Consider the following 12,213-nt stretch of genomic DNA (forward strand, 5'->3'; position numbering starts at 1 on the left):
TTAGGATCACATCATATGGCTAAAGCATCAGAAATTAAAAACGGTAACATCTTACGTGTAAATGGCGAGTTAGTTACTGTTGACGAATGGAATCACCGTACACCAGGTAAAGGCGGCGCTTTTTACACCGGTAAATTCCGTAATATTAAATCGGGCAGAATTGTTGAGGCTCGTATGGGTACAGACGAGGCTGTTGAAATTTGCCGTGTTGAAACTAGCGATTATCAATATCTTTACGAAGATGGCGATTATTTGGTAGTAATGGACAATAACACTTACGAGCAATACAACGTAGAGAAAACGCTGTTTGGTTCTGCAATCAAATTTTTAAAAGAAGGCATGAGTGTTATCGTTTCAATGGAAAGCGATGAAGCGATTATGGGTCAATTGCCAAACTTTGCAGAATTCGAAATTACCTATTCTGAGCCTGCGGTTAAAGGCGATACTTCAACCAACGCATTAAAAGCGGCAACACTTGAAAATGGCGTTGAGGTTAAAGTACCTATGTTCGTAAACCAAGGCGATAAAATTAAAGTTGATACGCGTACAGGTGAGTATGTAGAGCGTGTAAAATAAATTATAAAATCTTAAAACGAGCCCTTGGATTTATTTTCAAGGGCTTTTTTGTTTTAAAAAGACATCGATTAAAAGAAGTTAAATATTTTGAATGTGTGTTTTTCTTTTGCTTTAAGATCCCCAGTCAAGCTGAGGATGACGACGGTTCATAGTTGGTGTTTTATATATGATCTCATACATGACATTTTATCCTATCTCCTTACAAATCCGTCATTCCCACGCAGGTGGGAATCTTAAAGCGTTCGCTAATTCAACTCGTGTATCTTTCCTTTTTATCGAAAACACCCGAAATTTCTAATTGTTATATTTGTCTAAACGTGAAGCCATGTTAAAATCCGAAATCAGAAAACAAGCTTTAAAAGATAGATTAGCGATTAGCGATACGGAATATGAATCGCTAAATATTGGATTGCTAAATCAATTCGTTAAGCTGGATTTTAGTGCAGTGAAAACGCTGCATATATTTTTACCCATCATCGAAAAAAGAGAACCAAATACTTTTCTGCTCATCGAATGGCTGGCAGAACATCATCCTGAAATCAAAATCATTGTTCCGAAGGCTGATTTTGAAACCGCTTTAATGACCAATCACGAATACCTGGGTGTGGATGATTTGAAGAACAATTTGTATAACATTTTAGAACCGCAAAAAGGCATGATCCATAATGGTGAAGTAGATATGGTTTTAATCCCATTACTTGCTTTTGATAGCCAGGGTTATCGTGTAGGCTATGGTAAAGGCTTTTACGACCGTTTTCTTCAAAATATAAATGCTCAAAAAATAGGGCTATCTTTGTCGCCTGCAATTGATAAAGTTGATGATGTGAATGAACACGACATCGCTTTAGATTTTTGCATCACACCAACAGAAACTATCAAATTTTAAGCTTTTAATCATGGCACAGGAAATCGTTATCAAAACCGAAAAACAGTATGAAGAGAACATGATTGCGGTATTTGAATTGCAGGAAAAAGAAGAGCTTACCGCCGATGATTTAAAGCAAATTGAGCTGATGTTGAAGGCTGGTGAGAAATACGAGGAAGAGCATTTGTAAGATATTCTCCTAAAGATTATATCGACTTTTTTAGACCCTAACCCCTTCAAAGATTTCTCCCCTTCGGTCGAAATGACGGTCGGATTAACCCTTTCTTAGAATTTTACCTGCATAATATCAGCGTGAAACCTCAAAATCTGCGGGAACAAGTTAGGCTTGTGCCTTAACAAAATCACTGATCAAATAAGCAATCAGTTTCGATGTTAATTTACTAACTCTGCCATCAAGCAACCTGGTAGCTCCCTCGCTGATATGCATATAGGAAAAATGAGTTCTAGTGGTTAAAATCAATTTCCTAATCTCATTTACTGTAAATCCCGAGGGTGTTTCCGCACTGGAAAGCACGTTTTGAATGCAATCTAAATCTATCTCTAAACCTGCGACAGAGTCAATCTTCGCAATGAAATCTTGATCATCGGTGCCTTTCAAAATATCATCAAAAAAAACCGCGTTAAGCTTAAAATTGGTTTCAATTTCATTTACTGTCGCCTCATTATTATAGTTTTGATGCAGGCCATACATATAATAATTGGCTAAATAATCTTCTGCCAGAGCATAAGTAAATCCGTTGCCACTATGCCTCCCCTCCTGCTTACGCAGATCGGCATGAGCATCGATATTCAAAACATCAATCGCTTGATTCTTTGCTAAAGAGGTTCCTTTAATAATTGGATAAGCATTGTTATGTCCACCACCAATCACAATAGGAATTTTTCCGGCAGATACAATTTTTTCAATGATAGGATAAACCAAATGATCAATCTCGGCAACTTTATTCCTCAATCCGATGATTGATAAATCATTGGGTTCTTCGATTTCAAAATGCCCGAGCACCAAAACATCTTCTCCAGATAAAAAGCGATTGCTTTGGATATTTAAGAAGGCCATCAACGCTGACTTCCATGTTGTGGAGGCACCTGCAATTCCTGCATTCGCCCTAACACCAATATCTTCTGGGATACCTAAGAGCACAAACTTGGCTTTGCTTTTCGCTAACCCATCAATAGAAATTGCCACGTTCGGAAAAAAATCCTCCTCTCCGTCAAGATATACCTCAACCTTTTCGCCAATTTTGGTTTCACCGTCACGATAAATAATCAGCTTATCTATATCACTTTGTGAATATATTTTCAGGCTATCCATTATAAATTTCTCCATTTAAAATGATGGTTTTTATTTGCGTTTCGCCGAAACTATAAGGCAGGTAGGCGATTGAAGGCATCGGTTTAGTGATGAAAAAATTGGCTCGTTTACCAATAGCAATACTTCCATAATCGCTACTTATTTCCATGGCTGCCGCTCCGTTTAAAGTTGCTGCGTTAATAGCCTGCTCCGGTTGCATTTTCAATTTTATGCAGCCCAACGAAACCACAAAGTTCATATTTCCTGATGGTGTCGAACCTGGATTGAAATCACTGGCCAGTGCAACTGCTACATCGGCATCAACTAAACTTTTAGCATTGGCAAATGGAATCCCCAGGTAAAATGAACACGATGGCAATAGCGTTGCGATGGTTGATGATGATTTTAAATTCTCTATTGTTTCTTCATTAGTTTCTTCGAGATGGTCGACAGAAATGGCATTGTTTTTAACCGCAATTTCGACAGCACCCGAAATGGAAAGTTGGTTAGCATGGACTTTAGGTTTTAATCCGTATTTGGCTCCAGCCACTAAAATTTGTTCGGTTTCATCGACAGAGAAAAATCCTCTTTCGCAAAAAACATCAATATAGTCGGCTAGTTTTTCTGCGGCAATTTGGGGCAGCATTTCGTTGATGATTAAATCAATATAACCTTGATGATTGTCTTTAAATTCATTCGGATAGGCATGAGCAGCCAAAAATGTCGCTTTAATAGGAATTGGAAAAACACTTTTCAACCTTTGAATTACCCGCAGCATTTTAATTTCGCTCTCTACGGTTAAGCCGTAACCACTTTTAATTTCTACAGCACCAGTTCCTTGTAAAATCATTTGTTTCAACCTTATGGATGCACTTTTGAATAGTTCATCTTCAGTAGTATTTTGAAGTTTAGCGGCAGAGTTCAAAATTCCTCCTCCTGCTGCGGCAATTTCTTCATAACTTCTACCCTGAATTTTTAATGCGAATTCTTCCTCACGCGAAGCGGCAAAAACAATATGTGTATGACTATCGCACCACGATGGAAAAACATATTTGTCTTTTGCGGAGAGTTGTGGAGATAATTGAGAGACGGGAGATGGCATTTCGCTCATCTTACCAAAATCTTTAATCAAATTATCTTCTATTAAAAGCCACGCGTTCTCCAAAACAGGCAAATTGCTCATCTCGCTTCCACGAAGAACCAACTTATCTTTCGGATGTAAACCCACAAGGCCTTTAATGTTTGTAATGAGCATATGGTTGACTGGTTAGAAGTTGGAAGTTACAGGTTTATGATGATAAGCCCTAACTTGCGGCCGACAGATTTATTCTAATTCCAATAAAACAGGGCAGTGATCAGAGTGGATGGCATCAGGCAAGATTCTCACATTTTTCAGCCTATTTTCCAGCGACTTTGTGGCCAGGTGATAATCAATGCGCCAACCCAGATTCTTCCCTCTCGAACCCGCACGGTAACTCCACCAAGTGTAATGATGCGGATCTTTATTAAAATGACGGAAAGTATCTATGAAACCATTTTCGAGAAATAACTGCATCCATTCGCGTTCCTCAGGCAAGAAGCCTGATGAATTGGCATTCGATTTTGGATTATGAATATCAATCGAAGTATGGCAAATGTTATAATCGCCACTCACAATTAAATTAGGGATTTGGTTCCGCAATTCGCCAATGTATCCATCAAAAAAGCGCATGAAATCATATTTTTTTACTTGCCGTTCGTCGCCGCTCGAGCCCGATGGCATATACAAACTCATTAGGGAAAAATCATCAAAATCAGCTCTTATAATTCGACCTTCTTTATCAATCCATTCCTCTCCACATCCATACTCTACATGGCTAGGCTTTATTTTGGTTAGAATCGCCACACCACTATATCCTTTTTTCTCAGCCGGATACCAATAGTGATGGTAACCAAGTTGCTCAATCAAAGCTATAATTTCTGGAATTTGTACAGGCAATGCTTTTACTTCCTGTAGGCAAACCATATCAGCATTGGTAGCTTGCAACCAGCCGAAGAAGTTTTTGGTACTTGCCGCTCGAATTCCGTTGACGTTATAAGAGATGATTTTCATGAATGTTTTATTATCATTCTATCTTTCAAAGAATCCTGCAACAGCTGTTTTTCCAATTTCTTCGCTTCCCTCTTTTTCAAAATGCTAATATCCATTTTAACATCTTGTTTAGGGCGATTATTTTTATCAGTTTGTAGCATAGCTATTTTATCCACCATATCTAAGCCGACCACAATTTCGCCGTAAACGGTGTAGTTTCTATCTAAATGCGGTGTACCGCCGATGGTTTTATAAACCTGCCTCTGATATTCTGGTAATTTAAACTTCAATCGTTTTTCTTCGATAGAATTCAACTGCTCATCAGTAAAAACCTTGCCTTGCACTAAATAAAACTGACTTCCGCTAGATTCTTTTTTGGGGTTAACCATATCGCCCTCTCTTGCAGCAGCCAGAACGCCTTTCTTATGAAATAAACTGTCTCTAAATTCGGCTGGAATGGTATATTTCGGGCCGCCTTCTCCAAGCAAAGAGTCTGGTTTAGCAGTTTTAGAATCCGGATCACCACCCTGAATCATGAAATCCTTTATCACTCTGTGAAATAATGTTCCGTTGTAATAACCATCTTTTGCAAGTTTCAAAAAATTTTCCCGATGTAAAGGGGTTTCATTATAAAGTTTTACAATGCATTCTCCAAACTCCGTTTTTATTCTGATATATTGATTTTTAGGCTTCGCAGCAAAGGCCGAAAACATCGAAAAAGCGCAAACGAACAATAATAATTTCTTCATTTATTTGTGTTTGAGGCTAAATTAAACTAAAAAATGAATTTCAATAAATAATGAGTGTCATTATTCAATTTTTTTTGCCATATCTTTGTACAAATGAAGTTGAAACAAAAAATAGCACTTTCTTTGGCCGTATTGTATGCGGTTAGTGTTATGGGTTTGGCTTTAAGTTTGCATTTTTGCGGCGGCAAACTAGAGAATGTTAAGTTGTTTAGCAACGAAATTTCTTGTAAGTTTTGTGCAGATATTCCTGCTGAAAAAATTAAGGATGATGGCTGTTGTAAAAACACGCAGGTAACCGTTAAAGTTAAGGACAGTCACCAAACTGAGGCACAAACACAAATGCCAAAGTTATTTTCTATTCAACTGTTTCTACACCCGCCAGTTTTAGAATTTCTTTCAAATATTACCCCCGCATATTTTAGCAAAATCAGCAATAAAGCACCTCCACTTTCTTTAGGGGTTGCCTTGCATGTTTTCAATTGCATTTTCAGGAATTAGGATTATTCTTCATGTCTGTTACCTCGAAAGAAGTGTAACGGAATGAGAGATCTGTATTAATTAGATTTCTCCATCGTGAATCACTCAGTCGAAATGACGAGTAATTAAATATTCTAATTCCAAAAATCATGAAAACAATAAAATTATTCAGCATTATTATGCTATTCTTCGCCGCACAGGTTTCGGCACAACAAATATCAACAGCCGATTTACAGGTAACTGGTTTAACCTGTTCAATGTGTTCGAACGCTACTCAAAAATCTTTAGAAACTTTGGGTTTCATCAACTCTGTTAAACCAGATTTAAACAAAAACATCTTTGTTTTAAATTTCAAGAAAGGCGCTGATATCAACTTAGATATGGTGCGCAAAAAAGTACAGGATGCTGGCTTTTCGGTTGGTGGTTTAACCGCCGATTTCACTTTTAATCAGGTAAAAGTAGATGATAAAGGTCAGGCAATTGTTGATGGCAACGTTTATCGTTTTGTAAACGCCAAAAACAAAACTTTAAACGGAACGGTAAAAGCCTCGGTTATTGATAAGAATTTCATTTCTGGTTCTGCATTTAAAAAACAATCGGCTACCGTAAATTCTGATGCGTATGCAAACGGAACTGCTGTTGTAAACGGTAAAAAAATGCGTGTCTATCACCTGGTTCTTTCTTAAATGAGAAGGATGTTTTTAACGGCGCTGATCTTGATTGGCGCTGCTGGTATGGCTTTTAGTCAGGAGTTGTACGTTTTCACTGAGCCAGCAAGCAACATGCCCACCAAATCTATTGGTGTTCGTATTACCAATGAGGGCATGTTTAATAATCCTGGTTTTGTGAGCAGAACTATTCCAGAAGTCATGTTTGGTTTCAACAAAAACCTGATGATGCATGCGCAAGGTTTTCTGTCAGATTTCGACGGTCGTTTTCGTGTGGAGGGTGGAAGTCTATATGCGAAATATCGTTTTTTATCAATTGATGAAAGCCAAAGTCATTTCAGGGCTGCTGCGTTTGGTAGAATAAGTACAAGCAAAAGGCCGGGATTTAGCAGGGATATTAATTTAGAAGGGGATAATAGTGGTTGGCAAGCGGGATTAATATTTACTCAGCTGTTGCATAAACTGGCCATTTCAGCAACATTAGGTTATTCAAATGCTTTTGAAAAAAACGACAAGGTGCTCAGATTGAATACGCCACAACCTGATCAGATGCTTTCTTACAGTTTATCCTCCGGATATCTGGTTTTGCCTTTCGTATACAAAGACTATAAGCAACCTAATTTTAATTTGTATTTTGAAATATTGGGAAAAACAGATCCAAACTCAGGCGAATCGTATTTGGATTTAGCCCCTGCCTTTCAGGTTATTTTGAATAGCACAACCAGGATCGATTTGGGCTACCGGTTTCAGGCGACAGGAAATATGGCCAATAGATATACCAAAAACATGTATCTGCTGAGAGCAGAATTTAACTTTTTTAATGCTTTAAAATAAATTAAAGTTGAACGTGAAGTATGCAACTAAAATTAATATGTTGATTATACAAGCTTCAGCGAAAACAAAACAATATACTCAAGATGAAAAAAATAATGATCATGATGGCTATTATTGCCATTGCAATAACGAAATTAACTTTCGCACAAAGTAAAACTGATGCTGCTTTTAACCAGGTATTAACAGCTTATTATGATGTGAAGAATGCTTTAGCAACTGATAAGAAAGATGTAGCAGCCGAAAAAGTGAAAGCATTATCAGCAAAAGTAGAGGCTATACCCCACAAAGATTTGCCAGCCGCACAACACACAATGTGGATGGAACAGGCAAAAATAATTAAAGCAAAAGCAACTGAATTGGCTGCAGGAAAAGATATCAAAGCACAAAGAAAATCTTTTGAAGGAATTTCTTCAGCGATGATTAAAACCGTACGTAACATCAAATTTAACAATACTACGGTTTACGTTCAACACTGCCCAATGGCGAAAGCAAGCTGGTTAAATGAAAAAGAAAGCATCGAAAACCCGTATTATGGAAGCATGATGTTTGAGTGTGGCGATGTTTCTGAAACGATAAAATCAAACTAGTGAAACTGCATATCGTAAACATGATGTGCACCGTTTGCAATACGCAGTAAAAGCCGAGCTCAAAAAGCCCGGCTTTTACTTTTTAAATAGGAATTTTTATCTCTCGCTTAGACCGTTCGGCCACCATAAACCACAGTAGCTTGTCAGGCGCCTTTGTTTTCATTGTCTGCGACCTCGGTTGCTGTATCAAATGAAAATCGTTAGCTAACTTTTTTTCCTAACATACATCAAGCTGTAGGAAGATGGAATAAAGTAACTTTAAAGATAATTTAAACATCATGTCAACATTATCACAATTTAGAAGCTTTACCCAACGTTTGCCACAAACCGATTTAATGCCAACGATTTTTATTGGACATGGCTCGCCGATGAACGGCATTGAAAACAATGAGTTTAGCCAAAGTTGGGCAGATTTGGCAAAAAATATTCCGGTACCAAAAGCGGTATTGGTGGTTTCTGCACATTGGTATACCCATGGAACTTTTGTTACCGCGATGGATTTTCCTTCAACCATTCATGATTTTGGGGGATTTCCGCAAGCACTTTTCGATGTTCAATATCCTGCACCTGGCGATGCTAAACTGGCTACTGAAATTCCAACTTTAGTTCATTCTACACCTATTGGCTTAGACCACGATTGGGGTTTGGACCATGGCACCTGGACCGTTGTAAAACACATGTATCCCGAAGCCAACATTCCTGTTCTTCAGTTGAGTATCGATTATACAAAATCTCCAGAGCAACATTATGAAATCGCTAAAGAAATTTATGCGCTACGCAAGAAGGGCGTTTTGGTGATCGGCAGCGGAAACATGGTGCATAATCTCCGCATGATAAGTTGGGAAATGATTAATGGCGGCGGATACGATTGGGCAAATGAGATGAATGACAAATTCAAAAATCTTATCGCAAATGGCGATCACCAACCACTCATCAATTACAGAAACTTAGGCACCGATGCCATGTTGGCTATTCCTACGCCAGAGCATTATCTACCATTGATCTATAATTTAGGATTGAAACATGATAAAGAAGAGGTGTCTTTCTTTAACGATAAAGCGGTTGGTGGTTCATTAACCATGACCTCTGTTTTAGTGGGATAAACCCCTGTGATGTTGAAATGGAAAGCATCCGCATGTAAAGTCCTAGTCTACATCAGTCTTTTTAACCATTTCAACAATCCCATTTTATACGGCGGATAAATCATGTTAGTCATTCCAAATTTCGATTGAAAAACCACTGCCCTTTCGTGTGAAAAGTTTTTGAAGCCAAAAATGCCATGACAACTTCCGACTCCGCTACTGTTTACACCTCCAAAAGGCAAATTCGGGTTGCTAATATGAATCAATACATCATTTACACAAGTTCCCCCTGATGTTGTTTCATTGATAATTTTGTGTTGGTTGCCTGCGTTATCAGAAAAGATGTAAAGTGCCAGTGGTTTATCTTTGGCATTAACAACATCAATGGCTTGCTGCAAATTTTTGTAGGTAACAATGGGTAAAATTGGACCGAAAATTTCTTCCTTCATAATGGTGTTTTCCAAATTTACAGCAGTTAAAACTGTCGGGTTTATCGTTTGAGTACTTTCATCAGTCTCCCCTCCCCAAGCCAGTTTAGCGCCGTCTTTCTGGGCGGTTTCGATCAGTTCGCCTAATCTATTAAATTGCTTTTCATTAATGATTTTTCCAAAAACCGTTTTATTGATTTCTCCATCTACAAAAAACATAGCTTGAGCCGCCGCTTTGTAATGCTCAACAAACGCTGTTTCTAGTTTCTCATCAATTAAAACGTAATCAGGCGCAATACAAGTCTGCCCGGTATTAACCAGCTTGCCCCATGCAATTTTTTCTGCAGCCTTTTTTAAATTGCAAGTATCATCAATTATAGCAGGAGATTTACCACCCAGTTCTAAGGTAACCGATGTTAAGTTTTTAGCTGCGGCTTCCATTACTGCCTTTCCAATAGCGGTGCTTCCGGTAAAAAATATATGGTCGAACGGGAGTTTGAGTAGAATCGTAGATACATCGGCGTCTCCCTCAAAACAGGCTACTTCCCTTTCATCAAAAGTTGAGGAAATTATTCTTCCAATAACTGCTGCTGTATTTGAGCTTAACTCTGATGGTTTTAAAATCACACAATTACCGGCGGCGATTGCCGAAATCAGCGGACTCATGATTAGTTGCAAAGGATAATTCCATGGCGCAATTATTAAACAAACACCTTTGGGTTCATAGTAAATTTTGTTGCTTGCAAAGAGATTACTCAACGTTTTACTTACCGATTTGGTTTCATCCAATTTGCAAGTTTCTTAACGGCGTGGTCTATTTCGGAATAAGTAAAAAACAGTTCGGTTACGGCAGTCTCAAATCTACTTTTACGTAAATCCTTTTCCAATGCCAGATAGATTTCTTCCTCAGCATTTTCTAAAGCTTGCTTAAGTATTTTCAACTTAGCAATTCTTGTTTTAGCGTTGGCTTTACGCAGGTCGAATTTGTGCCGCTGTTGTAAATCGAAAACTGATTTTATTTTTTCTTCCATATTCTGTATTGTCATCTTGAGCTTGTCGAAAGACATCATAAGTCTTCGATAAACTCAGACTGACATCGCTTGAGTAGTTAGCTAAATTTAGTTAAAATCAATTCATTTCATTAAAAATTCATTCATTTAAAGCATATTGCAATTAATTTTAGACACCACCAATGAAGAAGTTGTTTTTTGCCTTTGCATTTTTAATTCCCTTAATTATTCGTGCTCAAACCATTAAAACAGATGTGCTTATTTTAGGTAATTCGAATGCTGCTTTTGCCGCAGGCGTTCAAGCTACGGAGTCGGGTGTAAATGCAATTGTTTTAACACAGCGTGATGGTTTCAACTTAAGCGGTTTTAAAAATTTATCTCCAAATGGCGTTGTGAGGGCCTTCGAAAAGAGAGCCAGAAAATCCTTAAAACTTGCCGATAGTGTTTCGTTACCCGAAATGACCACCCAAATTGTAAACGCAGTAATCAAAAATTGGGCTGATAGCTCAAAACTTCTTGATATCATTAACAACACGCCATACTATGATATTAAACGTTCTGGAAGTGGTTGGGAAGCGAAATTAACCAAAGAAAAAAGTATTAAAGCAAAGGTATTGGTTGTAACTGACCAGGTGGAAAAGATCCTTCCAGCTTTGAAAATAGAAGCTTTAAAACCAGCAGAAGCAAATACTATTAATTATGCTGAAAACTTATATCGTACAACAATTGCTGGCATAAACGGAACATCTAATTATCTTTCACTTTATAATTTGCTGATTCCAAACCAAGAAAACATTTTATACATCAAACCTGATAATTTTGAAATCGGACAGGCAGCTGGTGCCACCGCAGCGTATGCCGCATTTTACAAAACCAAAACCAGCTTATCAAACTTAAAAAGAATTCAAGGTGAATTACTATCTTACAAATTATCGTTAATGCCTTTTGATGATGTTAAAATTGTTGATTCAAATTGGCTGGCAATCCAAAAAGTGGGCATTACCGGAATTTTAAAAGCGGATATAGAAAAGGGAAAGGTTTATTTTCAACCTGAAAAAGCAGTTACTTACGATGAAATAAAGCAACCCCTAAAAGATTATTATTACAAAGCTCAAATTTGGTTTGATGATCATCAAAATATTCCAATCGATCTGGATAATACCATTTCAATGGTCTGTTATGTTGGGAATAAAGCGGTTGATGCCACCAGAACTGAAATTGAGAAGAAGTGGAACAAGACTTATAAGTTTTCTTCAAAATACGATCTGAAAAAGGTTTTAACACGACGGGAGTTTTCAGTAATCATCAACGAATTTTTAAAGCCTTTTGATTTGATTAATGTGGATAGAACAGGGCGAGTGATTCGATAAGCCTCACCCTGTGAAAGTTTGTAGCTGTAGCCTAGGCACTGCATCCCTCTCCTGAAAGAAAGGGAAACTTCGTTTGTGTTTTAAACCCATCGACTTTACTCACATCAAAAAAATCCCTCTCTTTCAGGAGAGGGAGCGCACAATAGAAGGCAAAGCAAAAACTTTAACAGGGTGAGGTTGTAAC

At 37.8% G+C, this 12,213-nt stretch carries 15 protein-coding genes; 9 read left to right on the forward strand and 6 right to left on the reverse strand.

Annotation, left to right across the window (positions count from 1 at the left end):
- Positions 1–15 precede the first annotated feature (15 nt).
- From efp to ACZZZC_RS01605, 3 genes are all read left to right on the forward strand, one after another.
- On the forward strand, positions 16–576 hold the full coding sequence (efp, locus tag ACZZZC_RS01595) for an elongation factor P (protein WP_056850640.1): 561 nt from the start codon (positions 16–18) through the stop codon (positions 574–576).
- A gap of 325 nt (positions 577–901) precedes the next feature.
- Entirely contained in the window at positions 902–1,462 is a 561-nt protein-coding gene (locus ACZZZC_RS01600) for a 5-formyltetrahydrofolate cyclo-ligase (RefSeq protein ID WP_463484529.1), read from the forward strand.
- Positions 1,463–1,472: 10 nt separating this feature from the next.
- Entirely contained in the window at positions 1,473–1,631 is a 159-nt protein-coding gene (locus ACZZZC_RS01605) for a hypothetical protein (protein ID WP_463484530.1), read from the forward strand.
- A gap of 150 nt (positions 1,632–1,781) precedes the next feature.
- On the opposite strand, the gene ACZZZC_RS01610 is transcribed toward ACZZZC_RS01605, so the two are convergent.
- From ACZZZC_RS01610 to ACZZZC_RS01625, 4 genes are all read right to left on the reverse strand, one after another.
- The gene (locus ACZZZC_RS01610) at positions 1,782–2,789 is read right to left on the reverse strand and encodes a formimidoylglutamase (protein ID WP_463484531.1); all 1,008 of its coding nucleotides are present in this window, start codon (positions 2,787–2,789) and stop codon (positions 1,782–1,784) included.
- Positions 2,767–4,008 carry an imidazolonepropionase gene (gene hutI, locus ACZZZC_RS01615; RefSeq protein ID WP_463486438.1) on the reverse strand — a complete coding sequence of 414 codons (1,242 nt, stop codon included), beginning with the start codon at positions 4,006–4,008 and terminating at the stop codon, positions 2,767–2,769. Before hutI ends, ACZZZC_RS01610 begins: the two co-directional genes overlap by 23 nt.
- A gap of 69 nt (positions 4,009–4,077) precedes the next feature.
- Positions 4,078–4,845: an exodeoxyribonuclease III gene (locus ACZZZC_RS01620; RefSeq protein WP_463486439.1), complete on the reverse strand. Its 768-nt coding sequence runs from the start codon at positions 4,843–4,845 to the stop codon at positions 4,078–4,080.
- Positions 4,842–5,573 carry a peptidylprolyl isomerase gene (locus ACZZZC_RS01625; RefSeq protein ID WP_463484534.1) on the reverse strand — a complete coding sequence of 244 codons (732 nt, stop codon included), beginning with the start codon at positions 5,571–5,573 and terminating at the stop codon, positions 4,842–4,844. Before ACZZZC_RS01625 ends, ACZZZC_RS01620 begins: the two co-directional genes overlap by 4 nt.
- Positions 5,574–5,666: 93 nt before the next feature.
- Between ACZZZC_RS01625 and ACZZZC_RS01630 the strand changes: the two genes are divergently transcribed.
- From ACZZZC_RS01630 to ygiD, 5 genes are all read left to right on the forward strand, one after another.
- The gene (locus ACZZZC_RS01630; protein ID WP_463484535.1) at positions 5,667–6,071 is read left to right on the forward strand and encodes an HYC_CC_PP family protein; all 405 of its coding nucleotides are present in this window, start codon (positions 5,667–5,669) and stop codon (positions 6,069–6,071) included.
- Between the two features lie 128 nt (positions 6,072–6,199).
- Positions 6,200–6,736 (forward strand): heavy-metal-associated domain-containing protein, encoded by a 537-nt coding sequence (locus tag ACZZZC_RS01635; RefSeq protein WP_463484536.1) that lies wholly within the window; start codon positions 6,200–6,202, stop codon positions 6,734–6,736.
- Positions 6,737–7,552, forward strand: coding sequence for a hypothetical protein (locus ACZZZC_RS01640; RefSeq protein WP_463484537.1), 816 nt, complete (start codon positions 6,737–6,739; stop codon positions 7,550–7,552). It begins immediately after the preceding gene.
- A gap of 83 nt (positions 7,553–7,635) precedes the next feature.
- Complete coding sequence (locus tag ACZZZC_RS01645; protein ID WP_463484538.1) at positions 7,636–8,139, forward strand: DUF3347 domain-containing protein; 504 nt, start codon at positions 7,636–7,638, stop codon at positions 8,137–8,139.
- Positions 8,140–8,417: 278 nt separating this feature from the next.
- On the forward strand, positions 8,418–9,242 hold the full coding sequence (gene ygiD, locus ACZZZC_RS01650) for a 4,5-DOPA-extradiol-dioxygenase (protein ID WP_463484539.1): 825 nt from the start codon (positions 8,418–8,420) through the stop codon (positions 9,240–9,242).
- 47 nt (positions 9,243–9,289) lie between these two features.
- Here the strand turns inward: ygiD and ACZZZC_RS01655 are convergent, their stop codons facing one another.
- The gene (locus tag ACZZZC_RS01655) at positions 9,290–10,408 is read right to left on the reverse strand and encodes an aldehyde dehydrogenase family protein (RefSeq protein WP_463486440.1); all 1,119 of its coding nucleotides are present in this window, start codon (positions 10,406–10,408) and stop codon (positions 9,290–9,292) included.
- Between the two features lie 8 nt (positions 10,409–10,416).
- Positions 10,417–10,695, reverse strand: a complete 279-nt coding sequence (locus tag ACZZZC_RS01660) for a hypothetical protein (protein ID WP_463486441.1) — start codon at positions 10,693–10,695, stop codon at positions 10,417–10,419.
- A 146-nt stretch (positions 10,696–10,841) separates the two neighbouring features.
- Here ACZZZC_RS01660 and ACZZZC_RS01665 point away from each other — a divergent pair, with 146 nt between their 5' ends.
- The gene (locus ACZZZC_RS01665) at positions 10,842–12,029 is read left to right on the forward strand and encodes a hypothetical protein (protein WP_463484541.1); all 1,188 of its coding nucleotides are present in this window, start codon (positions 10,842–10,844) and stop codon (positions 12,027–12,029) included.
- Positions 12,030–12,213 lie beyond the last annotated feature (184 nt).

It is taken from the genome of Pedobacter sp. AC212 (assembly GCF_979258625.1).

Bases quoted from the DNA above. Each gene is read 5' to 3' on its own strand.
- efp (WP_056850640.1), top strand. From the start codon at position 16: ATGGCTAAAGCATCAGAAATTAAAAACGGTAACATCTTACGTGTAAAT.
- ACZZZC_RS01600 (WP_463484529.1), top strand. From the start codon at position 902: ATGTTAAAATCCGAAATCAGAAAACAAGCTTTAAAAGATAGATTAGCG.
- ACZZZC_RS01605 (WP_463484530.1), top strand. From the start codon at position 1,473: ATGGCACAGGAAATCGTTATCAAAACCGAAAAACAGTATGAAGAGAAC.
- ACZZZC_RS01610 (WP_463484531.1), bottom strand. From the start codon at position 2,789: ATGGAGAAATTTATAATGGATAGCCTGAAAATATATTCACAAAGTGAT.
- hutI (WP_463486438.1), bottom strand. From the start codon at position 4,008: ATGCTCATTACAAACATTAAAGGCCTTGTGGGTTTACATCCGAAAGAT.
- ACZZZC_RS01620 (WP_463486439.1), bottom strand. From the start codon at position 4,845: ATGAAAATCATCTCTTATAACGTCAACGGAATTCGAGCGGCAAGTACC.
- ACZZZC_RS01625 (WP_463484534.1), bottom strand. From the start codon at position 5,573: ATGAAGAAATTATTATTGTTCGTTTGCGCTTTTTCGATGTTTTCGGCC.
- ACZZZC_RS01630 (WP_463484535.1), top strand. From the start codon at position 5,667: ATGAAGTTGAAACAAAAAATAGCACTTTCTTTGGCCGTATTGTATGCG.
- ACZZZC_RS01635 (WP_463484536.1), top strand. From the start codon at position 6,200: ATGAAAACAATAAAATTATTCAGCATTATTATGCTATTCTTCGCCGCA.
- ACZZZC_RS01640 (WP_463484537.1), top strand. From the start codon at position 6,737: ATGAGAAGGATGTTTTTAACGGCGCTGATCTTGATTGGCGCTGCTGGT.
- ACZZZC_RS01645 (WP_463484538.1), top strand. From the start codon at position 7,636: ATGAAAAAAATAATGATCATGATGGCTATTATTGCCATTGCAATAACG.
- ygiD (WP_463484539.1), top strand. From the start codon at position 8,418: ATGTCAACATTATCACAATTTAGAAGCTTTACCCAACGTTTGCCACAA.
- ACZZZC_RS01660 (WP_463486441.1), bottom strand. From the start codon at position 10,695: ATGACAATACAGAATATGGAAGAAAAAATAAAATCAGTTTTCGATTTA.
- ACZZZC_RS01665 (WP_463484541.1), top strand. From the start codon at position 10,842: ATGAAGAAGTTGTTTTTTGCCTTTGCATTTTTAATTCCCTTAATTATT.